The sequence below is a fragment of the Quadrisphaera sp. RL12-1S genome (assembly GCF_014270065.1).
Classification (GTDB): Bacteria; Actinomycetota; Actinomycetes; order Actinomycetales; family Quadrisphaeraceae; genus Quadrisphaera.
In genome coordinates, this window is record NZ_JACNME010000003.1 from 140157 (window position 1) to 158360 (window position 18204).

23 protein-coding genes are annotated in these 18204 nt (G+C 75.9%); 8 read left to right on the forward strand and 15 right to left on the reverse strand.

Annotation, left to right across the window (positions count from 1 at the left end):
• Window positions 1–146: 146 nt before the first annotated feature.
• Entirely contained in the window at window positions 147–1286 is a 1140-nt protein-coding gene (gene prfB, locus H7K62_RS06925) for a peptide chain release factor 2 (protein WP_186717216.1), read from the reverse strand.
• 34 nt (window positions 1287–1320) lie between these two features.
• Here prfB and H7K62_RS06930 point away from each other — a divergent pair, with 34 nt between their 5' ends.
• Genes H7K62_RS06930 through H7K62_RS06940 form a run of 3 tightly spaced genes read left to right on the forward strand, consistent with a single transcriptional unit; the run spans window position 1321 to window position 3357 of the window.
• On the forward strand, window positions 1321–2241 hold the full coding sequence (locus H7K62_RS06930) for an NAD(P)-dependent oxidoreductase (protein WP_186717217.1): 921 nt from the start codon (window positions 1321–1323) through the stop codon (window positions 2239–2241).
• A gap of 52 nt (window positions 2242–2293) precedes the next feature.
• Entirely contained in the window at window positions 2294–2668 is a 375-nt protein-coding gene (locus H7K62_RS06935; RefSeq protein ID WP_186717218.1) for a PadR family transcriptional regulator, read from the forward strand.
• Window positions 2668–3357, forward strand: a complete 690-nt coding sequence (locus H7K62_RS06940; protein WP_445500219.1) for an HAAS signaling domain-containing protein — start codon at window positions 2668–2670, stop codon at window positions 3355–3357. Before H7K62_RS06935 ends, H7K62_RS06940 begins: the two co-directional genes overlap by 1 nt.
• 369 nt (window positions 3358–3726) lie before the next feature.
• On the opposite strand, the gene H7K62_RS06945 is transcribed toward H7K62_RS06940, so the two are convergent.
• The 5 genes from H7K62_RS06945 to H7K62_RS06965 all read right to left on the reverse strand — a co-directional run bounded on the left by H7K62_RS06945 (window position 3727) and on the right by H7K62_RS06965 (window position 7693).
• A complete protein-coding gene (locus H7K62_RS06945; RefSeq protein WP_186717220.1) occupies window positions 3727–4440 on the reverse strand; it encodes an AIM24 family protein in 714 nt (237 codons plus the stop codon).
• A gap of 109 nt (window positions 4441–4549) precedes the next feature.
• The gene (locus H7K62_RS06950) at window positions 4550–4747 is read right to left on the reverse strand and encodes a hypothetical protein (RefSeq protein WP_186717221.1); all 198 of its coding nucleotides are present in this window, start codon (window positions 4745–4747) and stop codon (window positions 4550–4552) included.
• A gap of 40 nt (window positions 4748–4787) precedes the next feature.
• Complete coding sequence (locus H7K62_RS06955) at window positions 4788–5045, reverse strand: WhiB family transcriptional regulator (protein WP_186717222.1); 258 nt, start codon at window positions 5043–5045, stop codon at window positions 4788–4790.
• Between the two features lie 117 nt (window positions 5046–5162).
• Window positions 5163–5438, reverse strand: coding sequence for a hypothetical protein (locus H7K62_RS06960; RefSeq protein ID WP_186717223.1), 276 nt, complete (start codon window positions 5436–5438; stop codon window positions 5163–5165).
• Window positions 5439–5551: 113 nt separating this feature from the next.
• Window positions 5552–7693 carry an ATP-dependent DNA helicase UvrD2 gene (locus H7K62_RS06965; protein WP_186717224.1) on the reverse strand — a complete coding sequence of 714 codons (2142 nt, stop codon included), beginning with the start codon at window positions 7691–7693 and terminating at the stop codon, window positions 5552–5554.
• A gap of 55 nt (window positions 7694–7748) precedes the next feature.
• Here H7K62_RS06965 and H7K62_RS06970 point away from each other — a divergent pair, with 55 nt between their 5' ends.
• Window positions 7749–8387, forward strand: a complete 639-nt coding sequence (locus H7K62_RS06970) for a nucleoside/nucleotide kinase family protein (protein WP_186717513.1) — start codon at window positions 7749–7751, stop codon at window positions 8385–8387.
• Between the two features lie 19 nt (window positions 8388–8406).
• Here H7K62_RS06970 and add read toward each other — a convergent pair whose 3' ends face one another.
• On the reverse strand, window positions 8407–9438 hold the full coding sequence (add, locus tag H7K62_RS06975) for an adenosine deaminase (protein ID WP_186717225.1): 1032 nt from the start codon (window positions 9436–9438) through the stop codon (window positions 8407–8409).
• A 106-nt stretch (window positions 9439–9544) separates the two neighbouring features.
• Between add and H7K62_RS06980 the strand changes: the two genes are divergently transcribed.
• On the forward strand, window positions 9545–9805 hold the full coding sequence (locus tag H7K62_RS06980; RefSeq protein WP_186717226.1) for a mycoredoxin: 261 nt from the start codon (window positions 9545–9547) through the stop codon (window positions 9803–9805).
• Window positions 9806–9897: 92 nt separating this feature from the next.
• Entirely contained in the window at window positions 9898–10428 is a 531-nt protein-coding gene (locus tag H7K62_RS06985) for a nucleoside/nucleotide kinase family protein (RefSeq protein ID WP_222437209.1), read from the forward strand.
• A 59-nt stretch (window positions 10429–10487) separates the two neighbouring features.
• Here H7K62_RS06985 and nudC read toward each other — a convergent pair whose 3' ends face one another.
• The gene (gene nudC / locus H7K62_RS06990) at window positions 10488–11429 is read right to left on the reverse strand and encodes an NAD(+) diphosphatase (RefSeq protein ID WP_222437210.1); all 942 of its coding nucleotides are present in this window, start codon (window positions 11427–11429) and stop codon (window positions 10488–10490) included.
• 84 nt (window positions 11430–11513) lie between these two features.
• On the opposite strand from nudC, the gene H7K62_RS06995 reads away from it, so the two are divergent.
• Both H7K62_RS06995 and H7K62_RS07000 read left to right on the forward strand, forming a co-directional pair.
• Complete coding sequence (locus H7K62_RS06995; protein WP_370591651.1) at window positions 11514–12470, forward strand: phosphotransferase; 957 nt, start codon at window positions 11514–11516, stop codon at window positions 12468–12470.
• Window positions 12467–13321: an endonuclease/exonuclease/phosphatase family protein gene (locus H7K62_RS07000; protein WP_186717228.1), complete on the forward strand. Its 855-nt coding sequence runs from the start codon at window positions 12467–12469 to the stop codon at window positions 13319–13321. Before H7K62_RS06995 ends, H7K62_RS07000 begins: the two co-directional genes overlap by 4 nt.
• Here the strand turns inward: H7K62_RS07000 and H7K62_RS07005 are convergent.
• The 7 genes from H7K62_RS07005 to H7K62_RS07030 form a co-directional block, all read right to left on the reverse strand.
• Window positions 13294–14091 (reverse strand): nitroreductase family protein, encoded by a 798-nt coding sequence (locus H7K62_RS07005; RefSeq protein ID WP_186717229.1) that lies wholly within the window; start codon window positions 14089–14091, stop codon window positions 13294–13296. The two genes, H7K62_RS07000 and H7K62_RS07005, sit on opposite strands and share 28 nt — an antisense overlap.
• A 3-nt stretch (window positions 14092–14094) precedes the next feature.
• Window positions 14095–14469, reverse strand: a complete 375-nt coding sequence (locus H7K62_RS07010; RefSeq protein WP_186717230.1) for a hypothetical protein — start codon at window positions 14467–14469, stop codon at window positions 14095–14097.
• A gap of 15 nt (window positions 14470–14484) precedes the next feature.
• Window positions 14485–15072, reverse strand: coding sequence for a sigma-70 family RNA polymerase sigma factor (locus tag H7K62_RS07015; protein ID WP_186717231.1), 588 nt, complete (start codon window positions 15070–15072; stop codon window positions 14485–14487).
• Window positions 15069–16601: a hypothetical protein gene (locus H7K62_RS07020; protein ID WP_186717232.1), complete on the reverse strand. Its 1533-nt coding sequence runs from the start codon at window positions 16599–16601 to the stop codon at window positions 15069–15071. Before H7K62_RS07020 ends, H7K62_RS07015 begins: the two co-directional genes overlap by 4 nt.
• A gap of 62 nt (window positions 16602–16663) precedes the next feature.
• Window positions 16664–16798, reverse strand: a complete 135-nt coding sequence (locus tag H7K62_RS22120; protein WP_255479767.1) for a hypothetical protein — start codon at window positions 16796–16798, stop codon at window positions 16664–16666.
• A gap of 94 nt (window positions 16799–16892) precedes the next feature.
• The gene (locus H7K62_RS07025) at window positions 16893–17603 is read right to left on the reverse strand and encodes a VOC family protein (RefSeq protein ID WP_186717233.1); all 711 of its coding nucleotides are present in this window, start codon (window positions 17601–17603) and stop codon (window positions 16893–16895) included.
• A 96-nt stretch (window positions 17604–17699) separates the two neighbouring features.
• A complete protein-coding gene (locus tag H7K62_RS07030) occupies window positions 17700–18113 on the reverse strand; it encodes a RidA family protein (RefSeq protein WP_186717234.1) in 414 nt (137 codons plus the stop codon).
• Between the last annotated feature and the right edge of the window lie 91 nt (window positions 18114–18204).

Sequence of the window (18204 nt, forward strand, 5' to 3'; positions counted from 1 at the left end):
CAGCTCGGGTGCGGGTGTGCGTCCTCGAGGCTATGCAGGCAGGGGGGCCCGAACCGGGCATCTCGCCCGGCGTGTCGCCTCCGGCGTGGCTGTGACGACGACCGCGACGACGACGGCGGCGGGCGCCTGTCCCGCCGCCCGCCCGGTCAGTTCTCGGACGCGCGCTCGCGCTGGCGGCGCCAGCGGATGCCCGTCTCCAGGAAGTCGTCGATCTCGCCGTCGAAGACCGAGGCGGGGTTGCCGACCTCGTGCTCGGTGCGCAGGTCCTTGACCATCTGGTACGGGTTCAGCACGTAGGAGCGCATCTGGTTGCCCCAGCTGCCGGAGTCGTCGCCCTTGAGCGCGTCGAGCTCTGCCTGGCGCTCCTCGCGGGCGCGGACCAGCAGGCGGGCCTGCAGCACGCGCAGCGCGGCGGCCTTGTTCTGCAGCTGGCTCTTCTCGTTCTGGCAGCTGACCACGATGCCGGTGGGCAGGTGGGTCAGGCGGACGGCGGAGTCGGTGGTGTTCACCGACTGCCCCCCGGGGCCGGACGAGCGGAACACGTCCACGCGGAGGTCGTTCTCCGGGATCTCGATGTGGTCGGTCTCCTCGGTGACCGGGAGCACCTCCACCCCGGCGAAGGACGTCTGGCGGCGGCCCTGGTTGTCGAAGGGGCTGATGCGCACGAGGCGGTGGGTGCCCTGCTCGACCGAGAGCGTCCCGTACGCGTAGGGCGCGTGGACGGCCATGGTGGCGGACTTGATGCCCGCCTCCTCGGCGTAGGAGGTGTCCATGACCTCCGCCTTGTGCCCGTGGCGCTCGGCCCAGCGCAGGTACATGCGCAGGAGCATCTCGGCGAAGTCGGCGGCGTCGACGCCGCCGGCCTCGGCGCGGATGGTGACGAGCGCCTCGCGCTGGTCGTACTCCCCCGACAGCAGCGTGCGGACCTCGAGCTCGCCGAGCGCCTTGCGGATGCTGGCGAGCTCCTTCTCGGCCTCCGCCCGCGTCTCCTCGGCCGTCTCGGCGTCACCCTCGGCGGCGGCTTCGTCGGCCATCTCCACCAGGGTGTCGAGGTCGTCGATGCGGGCGCCCATCTTCTCCAGGCGCTCGAGCTCGGACTGCGCGTGCGACAGCTTGCTCGTCACCGCCTGGGCGTTCTCGACGTCGTCCCACAGGTCGGAGGCGGAGGCCTGCTCGGTCAGCTGGGCGACGGTCGCTGTGAGCGCGTCGACGTCGCTGACCTCGCGCACCGTCCGGTAGGTGGTGCGGAGGGAGGAGATCTCAGCGGGGAGGTCGACGGCTGCCACGACCGGCAAGGGTACGACGGCGGATGATGCGGCCATGAACGAGCAGCTCCCGCTGGTGGTCGTCCCCGAGGACGACGGCGTCGCCGCGCTGTCCGCGGCCGGGGTGCGGACGGTGGTGGTGGCGCCCGAGGCGGACGTGCCGGCCGCCGCGCGCGGCGCGTCGGTGCTGGTGGTCGGGCCCGCCGAGTCGGCGCAGGAGGTGGAGGCCGCGCTGGCGCAGGTGGCGCAGCTGCCCGACCTGCAGCTGCTGGTGAGCCTGGGCCAGGGCAGCGAGCAGTGGGGCGACCTGCCGCCCGGCGTCTCGATCGCCACCGCGCGGGGCGCGCACGGCGGGTCGACGGCGGAGTGGGTGCTCGCGGCGGTGCTGGCGCAGCTGCGCCTGCTGCCGGAGCACCTCGACGCGCAGCGCGAGCACCGCTGGGGCGGGCGCACCGCGCGCACCCTCCTGCGCTCCCGCGTGCTCGTGCTGGGTGCGGGCGACCTGGGCGAGAACGTGCGCGCGCGGCTGCTGCCGTTCGGGGCGTCGGTCACGGTGGCGGCGCGCGGGGCGCGCGAGGGCGTGGTCAGCATGGAGGCGGCGCGCGAGCTGCTGGGCACGACCGACGTGCTCGTCGTCGTCCTGCCCCTCACCGACGCGACCCACCACGTGGTGGACGCGGACCTGCTGGCCGCGCTGCCCGACGGCGCGTTGGTGGTCAACGCCGGGCGCGGGCCGCTGGTCGACACGTCGGCGCTGCTGGCGGAGCTGCAGAGCGGGCGGCTGCTCGCCGCGCTCGACGTCACCGACCCCGAGCCGCTGCCCGCCGACCACCCCCTGTGGGACGCGCCGGGCCTGCTGCTCACCCCGCACGTGGCCGGCAACACCGAGGGCGCCGGCGAGCGCGCGTGGGCGCAGGTGGCCGAGCAGGTGAGCGCCTTCGCGCGCGGGGAGCGCCCGCCCAACCTCGTGCGCTGAGGCGGAGCGCCGCCGTGGCGGTGGCGCCGGTCGACGGGGTACCTTGTGGCGCATGGAACCTGGTGGCACAGCACTGCCGCAGCTGCGCCGCGGCGTGCTGGAGGGCTGCGTGCTCGCGCTGCTGTCCGACGCACCGCGCTACGGGTTCGACCTGGTGCGCTCCCTGTCCACCACGGGCCTGCTGACCAGCGAGGGGACGATCTACCCGCTGCTCGCGCGGCTGCGCAAGGACGGCCTGGTGGAGACCAGCTGGCAGGAGTCGGCCACCGGCCCGCCGCGCCGCTACTACTCGACCACCCCCGCTGGTGCGGCAGCGCTGGCCGCCTTCAGCACCGAGTGGGCCCGCTTCCGCGACGGCGTCGACGCCGTGCTCGCACACCCCGGCGCCCCCACTCACCCGCAGCCCGTGGAAGGACACCTCCCGTGATGGCCGAGACCCGCTCCCCCGCCGTCGCCAGCTACCTGGCCCGGCTCGACGAGGCCTCCCGCCTCCTGCCCGACGACCTGCGCGCAGAGCTGGTCGGCCAGGTCCGCGAGCACCTGGCCGAGCTGGAGCACAGCGGCCTGGACGACGTCGGGCTGCGCGTGGCGCTCGAGCGCTTCGGCACGCCGGAGCAGCTGGTGGCCGCCGAGGCGGAGCAGGCGGGGCTCGTGCTCGCCCCCGCCGACCAGGTCAGGACGACGACGACCGCCGCGGTCGACCTCCCGGCTGCGCCGGAGCGGCCGGTGTGGGGCGGCCTGGAGCTGTCCGCGGTGCTGCTCGTGCTGCTGGGGGGCTTCGTGGTGCCCGTGCTGGCGCCCGTGGTGGGGATGGTGCTGGCGTGGCTGTCGCCGCGGTGGACCCGGCGCACCAAGGTCGGCACGACCCTGGTGTTCTGCTCGCCGGTGGTGCTCGTGATCGCAGGGACGCTGCTCTACCTGGTGACGGGTGTGTGGACGAACCGCACCCCGCAGTCGGACGACGGGTACTGGGACAGCGCCTACCCGGTGGTCTCGCACGGCGGCGAGATCTTCACAGGGATCTTCCTCGCCCTGCTGGTGCTCAGCCTGGTCGGCTGGCTGGTCGCAGGGCTCTGGCTGGCCCTGGCCGGCCGGGAGCCTCGACGCACCGCCTGACCGCCCCCCGACACCGCCCACCCACCCGCCCGCTGCACCACTGGGTGGTCTCGTGCCCACTGGGTGGTCTCACGCCCGGCAGGGCTCCTGGACCCGGGCTGGAGCCCACCCACCGGGCACCACACCACCCGGCACCTGCGACCGCGAGAAGCCGACGCCCCTCGGACGCGCTCGTGCAGCTGACGCTCATCGGACCGACCGACGGGGCGTCAGCGGCGGCGAGGGGTCCCGGCCCCCGGGCGCAGCGGAACCGGGCGCAGAACGACCGTGGACGCTGTGTCCCGGTGTGGGGGTCCACACCGGGACACAGCGTCCACGGTCGAGGTGGACAGCCAGCCGAGCCGGCCCTGGCCGGCCGCGGGACGCGGGTCAGTTCAGGAGGTCGTTGAGGAAGCCGCCCTGCTGGTTCCCGTGGCCGCCCTCGCCGCCGAGGGGCCGGCCCTCGCTGGGCTGGACCAGCACGAAGCCGGGGCCGTGGAAGAGGTACTGGAACGCCTCGCCGGAGCCGCCGCGCAGCAGCGAACGCACGTTCATGCTGTTCACCAGCTGCGGGCGCAGGTGGCTGGACCAGGCGACGGCCGCCTGGATGTCCACACCGGTGGGCTGCTGGGAGCAGTCGAGCAGCACGGGCGGTCCGTCACTGGTGAGGGCGACCACGCCGTGCCCGCTCACCTCGACGTTCCACATGCCGCCCGACAGGCGCCCGGCGCCCTGCACCCGGCGGATGTCCCACTCGAGGCTCGCGTCGAAGGCGAGGAGGTTCTTGCCGTCCACGCTGATGCCGTCACCCTCGAGGAGAATGAGGTGCACGTGCTCGGCGGTGTTGGCGAAGAACACCTCGCCCTGCCCGGACACCCGCATCAGCGGCGTGTCCTCGCTGGTCACGAGCTTCTTGATGAACTTGGCCATCGAGCCGGAGCCTTCGTGGTCGAAGCGCACGCTGCCCTGGTAGGCCACCATCGAGCCCTTGGCGGCCAGGACGTCCTGGCTGAGCGAGACCCGCAGCATCGCGGAGTTCTGCAGCACCCAGCGCTCGCTGGTCTGCTTCTCGGCGGTGGCTGCGTCGAAGAGGTTGCTGCGCACAGGAGGAACCCTGGCAGCCCGGGCCCCGGAGGTCCAGTGCCTCCGGGGCCCGCGACCGGCTGACGGGCCACCTGCCCGGTCTCCCGGGCGGGTGACCCGTCAGCGGACCTCAGGCGGCGGGAACCGGCCGCGCCAGGGCGCGCCGCGCGGCGCGCTCGACGAGCCGCTGGGCCCGCTCGACCAGCCGGGCCGCGCGGACCGCGTCCCGCTGGGACGCCTCCAGGCGGGACCAGCACGCCTGGGACCGCAGCTCCGCGCTGCGCTGGTGGTGCTGGGACAGCACCTGTTCGGGGTGGAAGGTGTGCACGACAGGCTCCTCGGGGGTGGCCCCGGGCAGCCGCCGCCGGTCAGGCGACGGCACCCACGGGCTCGGGCAGGGGGTGCTTGCGGGGACGGCCGCGGGGCCGCTTGCGGGGCACGACGACTCCGGCCAGGACCAGCTCGCCGCCCCAGACGCCCCACGGCTCGGAGCGGGCCAGGGCGCCGTCCAGGCACTCGGTGCGCAGCGGGCAGCCCGTACACAGCGCCTTGGCGGCCTCGACGTCCTGCGGGAGCTCGGCGAACCAGAGCTCCGGGTCGTTGACCCGGCAGGGCAGCGACGACATGGGGTGTTCCTCTCGGTGTGGCGGTGCTGCGGAGCGGTCGGGGGGACCGTGAACAGCACGAAGGCCGCGGTCCCCTGGGTCGGGGATCCGCGGCCTGTCGCCGGGAGAGGAGCGGACCTAGCTGGTCAGCACCTGCCGGAGGACAGGGGGGAGCCCCGAGAAGGGCGGGTTCTGGGTGAGGGCGTCTCCGATGACGACGCGCTGGCGCAGCGCGTCCCCGTGGCCGGCGCCGAGGAGCTCGCCACCGCGGGCTCCGGAGACGGAGCCGAGGGCGGGCCCGTCGGCGAAGGCGCGGGCGGACGCGGGCACAGCGGTGCCCCCGAACCCACCGGAGGTGGGCACGCGGAGGTCGCAGGACGACACCTCGAACCGGCTGTCCATGTACTCCGTCATCGCTCGCACCTCCTTCGTCCTCGCACCGTCCGTTGCAGACGGGGCTGATCTCGTGGGCACGAGGCTAGGGGGCCCCGCGCACGACGCACAACAGGTTTTTCCGAACTCCTCCGTCAGGCCCCTGCAGCGGCCTCGCGGAGCACCCCGAGCACGGCCTCGCCGTACCGCTCGAGCTTGGCCGGGCCGACACCGGGGATGCGGGCCAGCGCGGCGGTGTCCGCCGGGGTCGTCTCCGCGATCGCGACCAGCGTGGCGTCGGTGAAGACGACGTAGGCGGGGACCTTCGCCTCCGAGGCGGTGCTCGACCGCCACCCCCGGAGCGCGTCGAAGACGGCCTCGTCGTAGGTGGGCGGGCAGCTCTCGCAGCGGCCCACCTTGCGCTCGGCGGGGGTGTTCAGGGCGAGCCCGCAGGAGCGGCAGACGCGGGCCAGCCCGGGCCCCTTCTTCGAGCGCGCGCCGCCGGCGCCACCGGCCCCGGAGCTGCGACGGCGCTCGCGCTCGGCGGGGTCGGCGGGGCGCAGGCCGTCGAGGAAGCGGGACGGCGTGCGGCTGGCCCGCCCGCCCGGCGTCCTGGCGCGCCCCCACGACACCGCGAGGTGCTCGCGCGCGCGTGTGATGCCCACGTAGAGCAACCGCCGCTCCTCCTCGACCTTGTCGGGGTCGTCCGCAGAGAAGCTGATGGGCAGCAGGCCCTCGCTCACGCCGACCAGCCACACGGCGTCCCACTCGAGGCCCTTCGCCGCGTGGAACGAGGCGAGCGTCACCCCCTGCACGGTGGGTGCGTGCTGGGCGGCCGACCGCTCGTCCACCTCGGCGACGAGCTCGGCCACGCGGGCGCCGGGACGGGCCGCGGCGACGTCGTCCGCGAGCGCCGCGAGCGCCTGCAGCGAGGCCCAGCGCTCCCGGGCGGCGCCGGCGGCGCTGGGCGGCTCGGCGGTCCAGCCGGCGCTGGCGAGCACGTCCCGCACGGCCTCGCCGAGCGGACGGCTGCCGTCGTCGGAGCGGGCAGCGCCGCGCAGCAGGAGCACGGCCTGGCGGACCTCGGCGCGGAAGAAGAACTTCTCCCCGCCGCGCAGCACGTAGCCGACGCCCGCGTCGGACAGGGCGGCCTCGAGGGGCTCGGACTGGCCGTTGGTGCGGAACAGCACGGCGATCTCGGCGGGCGGCGTGCCGGCGTCGATGCGGCGGCGCACCGCGGCGGCCACGCCGGCCGCCTCGGCGACGTCGTCGTCGTACTCGGTGAAGGTGGGGTCGGGGCCGGGCGGTCGCTGCGCGACCAGCTCCACCCGGGCCCTCACCGCCGCGGCAGGCGCCCGGTCGAGCAGGCGGTTGGCCAGCGCCACCACCTGCGGCGTGGAGCGGTAGTCGCGCACGAGCCGGACCACCGCCGCCCCGGGGTGGCGCTGGGGGAACTCCAGCAGGTGCGCGGGGGTGGCGCCGGCGAAGGAGTAGATGGTCTGGCTGGCGTCGCCGACCACGCAGACGTCCTCCCGGCCGCCCAGCCACAGGTCGAGCAGGCGCTGCTGCAACGGGGAGACGTCCTGGTACTCGTCCACGGTGAAGTGCCGGTACTGGCGGCGCACGCTCTCGGCCACGTCGCCGCGCTCGGCGAGGATCCCGCAGGTCAGCAGCAGCACGTCCTCGAAGTCCATGGCGCCGCGGTCGGTCTTGACGTCCTCGTAGGACTGCATGACCCGGCTCATCGCCCCCGGGTCCAGGCCCGCGGGCGGGGTGCGCCCGGCGCGGGTGACGGCGGCCGGGTAGGCCTCCGGGGTGAGGAGGGCGACCTTGGCCCACTCCACCTCGGCGGACAGGTCGCGCACGGCCGTGCGGTCCACCGACAGGCGCAGCCGGCTGGCGGCCTCGGCCACCAGGCGCGCCTTGTGCTCGACGAGCACCGGCAGCGGGCCGCCCACCGCGGTGGGCCAGAAGTACTGCAGCTGGCGCAGCGCGGCGGCGTGGAAGGTGCGGGCCTGCACCGCGGGGACGCCCAGGTCCCGCAGGCGCGAGCGCATCTCCCCCGCCGCGCGGGAGGTGAACGTCAGCGCGAGCACGCTGCGCGGGTCGTACACGCCGGCGTGCACGCCGTGGGCGATGCGGTGGGTGATGGCCCGGGTCTTGCCGGTGCCCGCTCCGGCCAGCACGCAGACCGGTCCGCGCAGCGCGGAGGCCACCGCCCGCTGCTCGGGGTCGAGCGAGGCGAGGACGGCGTCGGCGAGGGTCGCGTGCGTGGCCGCGAGGTGAGAGGTGGACATGACCCGGCCATGATGGCTGACCGTGCCGACACCGCCGTCCCACCGTCCACAGGCGATCTCGACGACGACGGACGCGCTCGTCCAGCGCGCCCGCGACCTCGTGGCCGCGGCCGGGGGCCGCCGGGTGCTGCTGGGGGTGGTGGGCGCGCCCGGCGCGGGCAAGTCGACGCTGGCGGCGCGGCTGGTGACGGCGCTCGGGCCCGAGCTGGACGGTGGCGCCGCGCTGGTGGGCATGGACGGGTTCCACCTGGCCCAGGCGACCCTGGAGCGCTGGGGGCGGGCCACGCGCAAGGGCGCCCCGGACACCTTCGACGCCGGCGGCTACGTGGCGCTGCTGCGCCGGCTGCGGGCCGGTGACGAGGACGTGGTGCACGCCCCGGAGTTCCGCCGCGACCTGGAGGAGCCGGTGGGCAGCGCCGTGCCGGTCCCCCGCGAGGTGGGACTGGTCCTCACGGAGGGCAACTACCTGCTGCTCGACGGGCCGTGGGCGCCGGTGCGAGAGCTGCTCGACGAGGTCTGGTTCCTCGCTCCCGACGACGACCTGCGCCTGCAGCGCCTGGTGGCGCGCCACGAGGCGTTCGGGAAGGCGCCGGACGCGGCGCTGGCCTGGTCGCACGGACCGGACCAGGCCAACGCCGTCGTCGTCGCCGCGACGGCGCAGCGCGCCGACCTCGTGGTGCGCCTGGTCGACTGACCGGCTGATCGGCAGCCCGTCAGCCCGTGACGCCGTGGGCGGCGGCCACGGCGTCGACCTCGGCGAGGTGCTCCGCCACCCGCGCCGGAGGCGCCCAGCTCGCCTCGAAGCCGTTCCGCGCCAGCTGCACCACGTCGGCGGGCGACAGGTCAGCGGCGCGCGCCAGGGCGAGCAGGTTCTCCTTGAGGTAGCCGCCGAAGTAGGCGGGGTCGTCACCGTTGACGCAGACCTTCGCCCCGGCGCGCAGCAGCGCGACGATCTCGGGGGCCTTCATCTGCTCGGTGACGAACCCGTTGGACAGCGGGCACGCCGTGAACCCGAGCCCCCGCTCGACGGCGACGGCGAGCAGGTCCGGGGCGTCGACGATGTTGGTGCCGTGGTCGATCCGGTCCACCCGGACGTCCTCGAGGACCTGCCGGAGGTGCTCGAGCGTGCCCTCCTGGTCGATGTCGCAGTGCATCGTGAGCCGGTAGCCGGCCGCGCGGGCGCGGGCGAAGACGGCGGCGAACTGGGCGGGCGGGTGGTCGCGCTCGTCGGAGTCCAGGCCGACGCCGAGGATGCGGTCGGCGTAGGGCAGCGACGCCGCCAGCGTCTCCTCGGCGGACGCCACGGGGTGGTCGCGCAGGAAGCACATGATCAGCGCGGCGTCGACGCCCAGCTCGCGCGGTGCGCGATCGACGGCGTCCAGCAGTCCCTCCACCACCACCTCGAAGGGCACCCCGCGGCTGGTGTGCGCCTGCGGGTCGAAGAACACCTCGGCCCGGCGGACGTTCTGCCCCGCGGCGCGCACCAGGTACGCCCACGCGAGGTCGGTGAAGTCGCGCCGGGTCTGCAGCACGTCCATCGCCGGGTAGTAGACGGCCAGGAAGGACGCGAGGGAGTCGAAGACGTGCGTCGCGCGGACCTCCTCGACCGTCGTCGTCGCCAGCTCCACCCCGTTGCGGGCCGCGAGCTCCAGGAGCAGCTCGGGCTCCAGGGTGCCCTCGAGGTGCACGTGCAGCTCGCAGGCGGGCAGGTCGGCGACGAGGGCGGCGAGCGGGTCGGTGGCCATCGGGTCACCCCACCACGCCGGCGGCCGCCTGTGGGATGACGACGGCGAGGTCGGGCGTTGACCCACAGCGGAAGACCCGTCCGACCACCGACCACCGAGGAGAGCGATGTCTGCGCCCACGCTGCCCGAGCAGGGCTCCATCACCATGTACACCACCACGTGGTGCGGCTACTGCAAGATCCTCAAGAAGGGCCTGCAGCGCGAGGGCATCACCTGGAACGAGGTGAACATCGAGGAGGTCCCGGGCGCCGCCGAGTACGTGCAGAGCGTCAACGGGGGCAACCAGACCGTCCCGACCGTGGTGTTCCCGGACGGGTCCTCGGCCACCAACCCCTCCCTCGCCGAGGTGAAGGCCAAGCTCTCCTGAGGGTCGAGCCGCTCGACGCCGCCGGGCTCGCTCAGCGGGCCCTGGCGGCGCTCGAGCGCACTCCCGGCCGCCGGCTCGGTGTGGACGCCGCGGTGCCCTCCGACGCCGAGGCGGTCGCCGGGGCCGTGGTGGCGGCCCTGGAGTCGCAGGGCCGCCCCGTGCTGCGGGTGGACGCCGAGGACTACCTGCGCCCGCGCTCGCTGCGCCTGGAGCACGGCCCGCACGACCCCGACGCCGGCTACGAGGGCTGGTACGACGTCTACGCCCTGCTGCGCGAGGTGCTGGACCCCCTGGCCCCCGACGGCGCCGGCACCTGGCTGCCCGCGCTCTGGGACGCCGAGCGCGACCGCGCCACGCGCCAGGAGCGTCGCGCGGCGCCCCCGGCGGCCGTGCTGGTGCTGACCGGGCCGTTCCTGCTGCGCTGGGAGATGTCCGGGGCGCTGGACGCCGTGGTCCACCTGCAGACCTCCGAGGCGGCGCAGCGCCGCAGGCTGCCGGCCGGTGACGCGGAGCGCGTGGTCGGGGCGTGGGCGCGTTACCTGGAGGAGACCGACCCGGCGGCGCGCGCCGACCTCGTGGTGCGCTGCGAGGACCCCCGCCACCCGGCGCTCGTGCACCCCTGACCCCGCACCCCGGAGCGCGGCCGAGCGCTCCGCTGCGGCTCACAGGGGGCCTGGCGCAGTCAGCGCCAGACGCCGCCGGAGTCCTCCAGCGGGCCGCCGTACCACTGCTCGATGATCCGCCGGGCGATGGAGACCGGCGGCGGCAGGAGCACCTCGCCCCTCCGCAGGGCGGTGGCGAGCCCCTCGCGGGTGAACCAGCGGGCGTCGGTGATCTCGACGTCGTCGGTGAGCACCTCCGTGCTCACCGCGGTGCCGCGGAAGCCGAGCATGAGCGAGGCCGGGAACGGCCACGGCTGGTTGCCGAGGTAGTCGACGTCGCCGACCTCGATGCCCACCTCCTCGAGCACCTCGCGGCGCACCGCGGCCTCGAGGGACTCCCCGGGCTCGACGAAGCCGGCGAGCGTCGAGTAGCGCTTGTCGGGCCACAGGTCGTTGTGGCCGAGCAGGAGGCGGTCGTCCGCGTCGACCACGGACATGATCACCGCCGGGTCGGTGCGGGGGAAGTGCTCGCTGCCGTCCGCCGTGCACCGGCGCACCCAGCCGGCCTGCTCCACCGAGGTCGGGGCGCCGCAGCGCGGGCAGCGGGGGTTGACCGCGTGCCAGCGCAGCACCGCCACGGCCTGGGTGAGCAGGCCGGCCTCGAGGGCGTCCAGCTCCACCCCGAGGGTGCGCAGGTCCGCCCAGTCGTCACCGCCCCCGGGGTCGAGGGAGGGGTCGGCCACCTCCTGCGCCACGTACCAGGTGCCGTCCGGCCCGGTGCCCAGCAGCACGCGCACCCCGTTCGGCGCCGTGGTGGGCACGTGCGACGGGGGCACCAGCGCCAGCCGCGGGCCGCCGTCGCCGCTGCGGGCCACCGGCGTGCGGCCGTCGTGGACGCGCAGCACCCGGACGGCGTCGTCGGACCAGAGCCGCTCGAGCAGGCCGTCGTCGCCGCGGCGGGCGCCCTGGCGGTCCGAGGCGGAGCGGGACAGGGACAGGTCGGGCAGGGGTGCGGGGGCCACGGCGACCACCGTAGGCAGCCGCCGTCCCGGACGCGCGAGCGGTCAGGACCCCGCGTGCCTGCGGCGGGGCCCTAGCGTTGTCCCGTGCGCCGCGACCCGTACCTCATGGCCGCGCTCGCCAGCGCCGCGCTCCCGGGTGCTGAGCCGACGCGGGTGCAGCTCCTCGACGACGACGGCGCCGACCTCGACGTCGCGCTGGTCGAGGACGAGAGCGGCACCCGGCACGTCATCAGCGTCCCGCGCAGCGCTGCCGCCGGCGCCGACCTGGAGCGGGAGGCGGCGGCGCTGGGGCTGCTCGCGCGCCTCGCGGAGCCGGCGCTGGGGGTGCGGCTGCCCTTCGCGGTCCCCGCGGTGGCGGGGTGGACGCCGCTGCCCGAGGGCGGCCGCGCCGTGGTCACCACGTGGGTGCCCGGTGACGAGGTGGACGTGGCGGACCTGCGGCCCGGGACGCTGTCCACCTCGCTGGCCCGTGCGCTGGCGGTGGTGCACGACCTGCCCGCCGCGGCCGTCGACGACGCCGGGCTGCCGGTGTGGAGCGCCTCGGAGGTGCGCGGCCGGCGCCTGTCCGAGCTGGACCGCGCGGCCTCCACCGGCAGGGTGCCCGCGCGGCTGCTCGCCCGCTGGGAGCGGGGACTGGAGGAGGTGCGCTGGTGGCGCTTCTCCCCCGTGGTCGTCCACGGCGACCTGGACGGCACCCGCGTGCTCACCGACGGCCGCGCGGTCACGGGCGTCACCGGCTGGGGCTCCCTCAGCGTGGGCGATCCGGCCGACGACCTCGGCTGGCTGGCCGCCGCGGCGCCCACGGAGTCCCTCGACGCGGTGCTGGCCGAGCACGCCTCCGCCCGCCACGAGCCGCTCGACCCGGCGCTGGCGGCCCGCGCCCGGCTGGCCGGCGAGATGGCGCTGGCCCGCTACCTGCTGCACGGCGCGCTGCTGGAGGACCACGACGTGCTCGACGACGCCACCGCCATGCTGGAGGACCTCGACGCCTCCCTCGACGACGGCGACCTGCTCGGTGACGAGCTGGGCTCCGGGGCATGAGGTTCGCCGCGCTCAACCTCGCGTCCGGCCGCGGCTCCGCGCCGCTGCGGGAGGGCCTGGCGCCGCTGGCGGGCTGCGACGTGCTCGCGCTGTCCGAGGTCGACGACGCCCAGGACCGCTCCGGCGGCCTCGACCAGGCCGCCGGGGCAGCCGCCGCGGTGGGGCTGCCGCACTGGCGGATGGCGCCCACGCTCACCGGGACCCCGGGGCTGCAGCGCGACTGGGCGCCGCTGGCAGGGACGCTGCGCGGCCCGGACGACGTGCAGGACGACGAGCAGGACGACGACGGCGACAGCCCACGCCCGTCGCCGCGGCGGCCGACCTTCGGCGTCGCCCTGCTGGTCAGGCGGCCCGTGACCGCCTGGCACGCCCTCGACCTCGGCACGGGCCGCGGTCGGCTGCCGCTCGTGGTGCCCGACCCGGTCAGCGGGCGCACGGGCGTGCTGCTGTTCCCCGACGAGCCGCGGGCCGCCGTGGCAGCGGTGCTCGCCGACGGCACCGTGGTGGCGGCCACGCACCTGTCCTTCGCACCGCCGACGGCGCTGCGGCAGCTTCGGCGGCTCTCGGCGTGGCTGCGCGGGCTCGCCCCCGCCGGACCCGACGGCGCCACACGCCCGGTGCTGCTCGCCGGCGACCTCAACCTGCCGGCGCCGCTGGTGCGCCTGGCGGCGGGGGCGCCCACGCTCGTGCGCACCCCGACCTTCCCCGGTGCGGCGCCGCGGGTGCAGCTCGACCACGTCGTGTCCCTCGGCGCCCCCGTCACCGCGACGGGGAGTGCGCAGCAGCTGGCGGTCGGTGACCACCGCGCGCTCGTCGTCGACGTCTACCCCTCGTCGTCCCAGCCGGTCTGAGGGGTCGCGCACGTTTCGCGGTAGACGTACTGCGAGGGGGCGCGCCGCTCGCTGCTCGACCAGTCGATGGCGGGGCGGCGCTGGTCCGGCGGCACGTGGCCGATGCGGTACACGGCCATGAGGTCGAGGTCGTCAGGCACCTCCAGCAGCGCCTCGATGCGCTCCCAGGCTCCCGGGACCTCCATGGGGAAGGACACGAACTGGATGCCGAGCCCCAGCTGGGTCGTGGTCAGCCAGATGTTCTCCACCGCCGCCCCCAGGGAGAACAGCGAGTAGAACGCCGACAGCTCCCCCGGGCGGTGCTCGGCCTTGTCGAGCAGCGCGGCCAGCAGCAGCGGGGACCCGGCCACCAGCTTGCGGTTCTCCTCGCCGAGCGTCTGCGGCACGCGCAGGGCGTTCATGAGCTTCTGGCCGCGGCGCGTGAACACCTGGCCTGTGAACGGACGCAGCGGCGCGGGCAGCTTGTCGAAGAGCATGCCGCTGCGCTGCTGCGCCATCTCGGCGGCGCTGAAGCGGAAGTAGCGCTTGTACCGCTCGAAGAACGTGCCGTTGGACATGGCCGTGGTCATGCTCTCGCCGCTGATCGCGGCGACGCGCTCGATGGTCGACCGGTCCTCGACCAGCACGAACCGCCACGGCTGGCTGTTCAGCTGGCTCGGCGCGCGCCCGGCCACCTCCACGAGCAGGCGCTGGTGCTCGGGGCTGACGGGGTCGGGCAGGAACGGGCCGTTCGTGGTGCGCCGCCGGCGGATGGCGTCGAGCAGCTCCACGGCTCAGGCCCTCCCCGCCCGCGCCCAGGCCGCCGCCGCACCCGCGAGCAGGGGCGGCGCCAGCGACGCCGCGAGCAGCACGTGCCCCGTCCCGCCCGCGCGGACCCGGGGGACGACGACGAGCGGCAGCAGCGCGGGGGCCAGCAGCGCCGTCGTCGTCCTGCTGCGGCCCAGGAGCGCGGAGGCGGTCAGCGCGAGCAGCGTCCAGGTGCACGTGGAGACGTAGAGGGCGTGGTGGGGCCAGCGGCTCCCCCGGCGCCCGCGCCACGCGGCCAGCCCGACGGCGCAGTTCGCGACCCAGCTGGCGGCGGCTGCGCTGGCCAGCGCTGCCGGGACGGCCTGGGCCACCGGGACGGCCCGCGGGCCGGTCGCTGTCACGCCGCACACGCTAGGTCAGCGACCTGGGAGCAGACCCCGCAGCGTGCGCAGCGCCCGCAGGGAGGTGCTGCGGACGGTGACCGGCGCGACGTCCAGCAGGGCCGCGATCTCGGAGTCGGGCAGGTCCTCGACGTACCGCAGGACGACGACGGCCCGCTGGCGCGGCGGCAGCTGGCGCAGCGCCTCCAGCGCCGCACGGCGCTCGTCGAGCAGGAGGACCCGGTGCTCGCCGTCGCCGTCAGCGTGGTGGGACGGCGAGCGCCACAGCGCGTCGGAGCCGCGCGCGCCCTGGGCCGTGCCGCGGGCGCCCTGGGCCATGACGTGCTCCGCGGAGTGCTCGTGCATCTCGCGGTGGCGCCGCCGCCACGCGCTCGTGCACGCGTTGACCATGACGCGGCGGGCGTAGAGGTACGGGTCGTCGGCCGCGGCCACGCGCTCCCAGCGCTCGAGCACCGTGGCGAGGACGTCCTGCAGGAGGTCCTCGGCGTCCTCGCTGGACGCGGTGAGGCCCCGGGCGAGCGCCGCGAGCGCCTGGCCGCGCTGCTGGACGAACACCTCGAAGGCGGCGCGCTCGGCGGGGTCCGGGCGGCGCCAGCGGCTCACGAGCCGCTCGCGGCGTCGGCCGCCGCGCGGTCGGCGGCAGCGGTGGCGAGGTCGATGACGCGGTGGACGGCCTGCTCGGCCGACGCGTCGGTGGCGTCACCGGGGACGCTGGCGAGGACGGTGGCGGCGGTGCTGCCGCGGACCACCACGGCGTCGTACCCGTACCGCTGGACGCTCGGGGCGTACCCGGTGGTGAGCAGGGCGTCGGGCGTCCCCACGGGTGACAGGCGCAGCGGCACGGGCTCGGCCGCGCCGGTGCCGCGCCCGCACGTGGTCGCGCTGCGCTCGAAGGCCGTCGCGTAGGCCCGCGCCTCCTCCTCCGTGGCGAAGTCGGACCGGACGACCACGAGCGCCGCGTTCCCCGCCGCCGACGGACCGCTGCCCCCCACGCCGAAGTCGACGTGCCCGAGCTCGGGGTCGAGCCACGCCCAGCGCTGCAGCCTGCCGGGCGCTGCGACGCCGGCCAGGGGCGTGCGCCCGCAGGCGTCGCGCAGCTGGCCGTCGAGCGCGAGCCCCGCGGTGTAGGCGGCGACCGGTCGTGCACCGGGCAGCACCGCGCCGACGTCGGCCGTGGTGACGGGGCTGCGCGCCAGGTCGAGCGGAGCCTGCGCTCCTGCCCGTCCGTCGGCGCGGGCGGCGGCCGCAGTGGCGAGCTGTGCCACGTCGCTGGCCAGGAGCTGCTCAGCCGTGGCCTGCTCGCCGCCCTCGGTGAGGTCCACCAGTGCCGAGATGACCGCCACGTGCGCCCCCGCGGCGACGGCCGCTGTGAGCCTGTACTGGCCGGGGGCGGACGCGGTCGTGGACCCGTACAGGGCGTCGGCGAGCCGCACCTGGAAGACCTGCGGACTGCTCGGCCGTGGTTCCCCCTCCGCTGGGACGCACGTGCGGGTGCTCGCGTCGAGGGCCCGAACGTAGGCCTTCGCCTGAGCGGGGTCGGCGTACGTGGCCACCCGCGACGTCAGCCACGGCGCGACGCGGTCCGTCGAGCCCTGGTCGGCCGAGGCGCCGGGGGTCTGGAGCGACCAGGTCCCCCTGGCCTCGGCCTCAGGAGCCACCACGTCCAGGTCGGCGGTGCCGCAGGCGTCCGGCTCCGTCACCCAGCCCGGCCGCCCTCGGAACTGGACCTGCGCCCGCGCCCCCGGGAGCACCCACTGGACCTCGGCCGTGGACAGGCGTCCCGCGGCCTCCGCGGCAGCGGTCATCGCCGGGTCCGCGGGCTGCAGATCTGCCGCCGACGGCGCTGGCGTCGGCGGGCGGCTCGCTGCCACGGGCGCGGCCCGCTCCGCCGCCACCAGCGACGGCACCACCGCGACGCCCGCGGCGACGGCGACCGCGACCGCCAGCACCGCGGCCGGGGCGACCACCAGTCGTCGACGACGACGACGCGCGGCGCGGCCGGCAGCCCGCTCCGCGACCGCGCTCAGGTGCTCGGACGACCACGCGCCGTCGTCGTCCTCCACCGCGCGCCGCACGGCCAGGGCGAGGGCGCTCTCGCCGTCGTCGGCGTCGCCGCGCAGGTGGCTGCTCATGCTGGGTAGACGCGGACAGGGCGCGCAGCGTTGCTCCGGGTCCGAGGTCGGTCAGACGGCGGTCAGCGGTCGTCGCTGCTGCGGCGGCGGTTGAGCAGGGCCACGACGAGAACGGCCACGACCCCCACGGCGGCGAGCAGCGCGAGGAGCAGGACGAACCCGAGCGGGGTGAGCACCAGGCCCCAGGGGATCGCCACCACCGGACCGTACCGCCGCGGGGTGTGCGTGTCCGCCGCCCGGAGCCCTGTCCGACAGGGCTCCGGGCGCCGGACACGCACACCCCGCCGCTCGTCAGGAGGGCGGCACCGGGACACGGGGACGGAGCTCCAGCGACGTGGACCCGAGCTGGAGCTCGACCGGGCCGTGTGTCGTGCGGTCGGTCGTGGCCACGACCGTGCGCGGGCTGGCGGTGGCGCACAGGTCCGCCGTCGGGAACCAGGTGCGGCCCTCGGCGGCGAGGACGAGCAGGCCGTCGTCGTCGCCGACCGCGGCGAACGTGTCGCCGACGCCGTCGCCGAACACCTCCAGCCCCGCGGCCGCCTGCAGCAGGCGGGCGGCCGCGGGGACGTCGGGGACGGCCACGCCGACCTCGCTGACGCACAGCAGGTGCTGGGGCCCGAACTGGTCACCCCCGAGGCGTGCGGGCACGCGCCGCCGCGTGATGAGCTCGAGGACGCAGCGGCTGGGTCCGAGGAAGTACAGCGACCGGCTGTCCCAGCTGGGGGCGCCCTCGAACTCGTCACGACCGTCCAGGGCGAGCAGGTCGAGGCGCTGCCCCAGCCAGCGCTTCGCCTCGTCGAAGCCGTCGGCCGGCACGGTGATGGCCAGGTGGTCGACGGCGCCCGAGGAGGGGACCTGCTCCACCAGCCGCAGCTCGGTGCTGCCGACGGCCACCACGAGCGCGTCCCCACCAGGGCGGGTGGGGAGGCCGAGCGTGCTGCCGTAGAAGCGCTCGGCTGCGGCCAGGTCGTCGACGGGGAGGGTCACTTCCGTGATCTTCATGTGCCCCAGTGGAGTACCTGCAGCGCGCTTGAGGTGCGACACCCCGGGACGGCGCGTTGCCAGGAGCGACGCAGAGCACAGCCGTGGACTCCACAGTCATGGCAGCACGGCGACGGCTTCGACCTCCACCAGCTGGTCGGGCCAGCCGAGCACGCTCACGCCGAGCAGGGTGCTGGGCGCGTCGTGGTCCCCGAAGGCGCGCGCCACCACCTCCCACACCTGCGCGAGCACCTCGCGGCGGTCGGAAGCGACGTAGACGGTGGTCTTGAGGACGTCGGTGAGGTCGGCGCCGGCCTCGCGAAGCACCGTGCGGAGGTTGGCGAGCACCTGCTCCGCCTGCGCGACGTGGTCGCCCGGCGCCACCACCCGGCACTCGTCGTCGAGAGGGCACGCGCCTGCGGTGAACAGGAGGCGCCCGGGTCGGTCGGTGGCGGCGGCGTAGGCGTACGGCACGGTGTCAGCGAGCGTCGCGCTGCGCAGCAGCCGGACCCGTCCGGTGTGGGGGCTCACTCCCGCACTCTCGCAGCGGCCCTGCGGAGAGCGCCACAGCCTCCCGACGCTGCTGCCCGGTGCCGAGGGCACCGGTGGTCACAGCGAGGGG

What these genes read in the sequence shown, in the direction of transcription:
- H7K62_RS06930 (WP_186717217.1), top strand. Translation starts at nt 1,321, where the DNA reads ATGAACGAGCAGCTCCCGCTGGTGGTCGTCCCCGAGGACGACGGCGTC.
- H7K62_RS06935 (WP_186717218.1), top strand. Translation starts at nt 2,294, where the DNA reads ATGGAACCTGGTGGCACAGCACTGCCGCAGCTGCGCCGCGGCGTGCTG.
- H7K62_RS06940 (WP_445500219.1), top strand. Translation starts at nt 2,668, where the DNA reads ATGGCCGAGACCCGCTCCCCCGCCGTCGCCAGCTACCTGGCCCGGCTC.
- H7K62_RS06955 (WP_186717222.1), bottom strand. Translation starts at nt 5,045, where the DNA reads ATGTCGTCGCTGCCCTGCCGGGTCAACGACCCGGAGCTCTGGTTCGCC.
- H7K62_RS06960 (WP_186717223.1), bottom strand. Translation starts at nt 5,438, where the DNA reads ATGACGGAGTACATGGACAGCCGGTTCGAGGTGTCGTCCTGCGACCTC.
- H7K62_RS06965 (WP_186717224.1), bottom strand. Translation starts at nt 7,693, where the DNA reads ATGTCCACCTCTCACCTCGCGGCCACGCACGCGACCCTCGCCGACGCC.
- add (WP_186717225.1), bottom strand. Translation starts at nt 9,438, where the DNA reads ATGGCCACCGACCCGCTCGCCGCCCTCGTCGCCGACCTGCCCGCCTGC.
- H7K62_RS06980 (WP_186717226.1), top strand. Translation starts at nt 9,545, where the DNA reads ATGTCTGCGCCCACGCTGCCCGAGCAGGGCTCCATCACCATGTACACC.
- H7K62_RS07000 (WP_186717228.1), top strand. Translation starts at nt 12,467, where the DNA reads ATGAGGTTCGCCGCGCTCAACCTCGCGTCCGGCCGCGGCTCCGCGCCG.
- H7K62_RS07020 (WP_186717232.1), bottom strand. Translation starts at nt 16,601, where the DNA reads ATGAGCAGCCACCTGCGCGGCGACGCCGACGACGGCGAGAGCGCCCTC.
- H7K62_RS07025 (WP_186717233.1), bottom strand. Translation starts at nt 17,603, where the DNA reads ATGAAGATCACGGAAGTGACCCTCCCCGTCGACGACCTGGCCGCAGCC.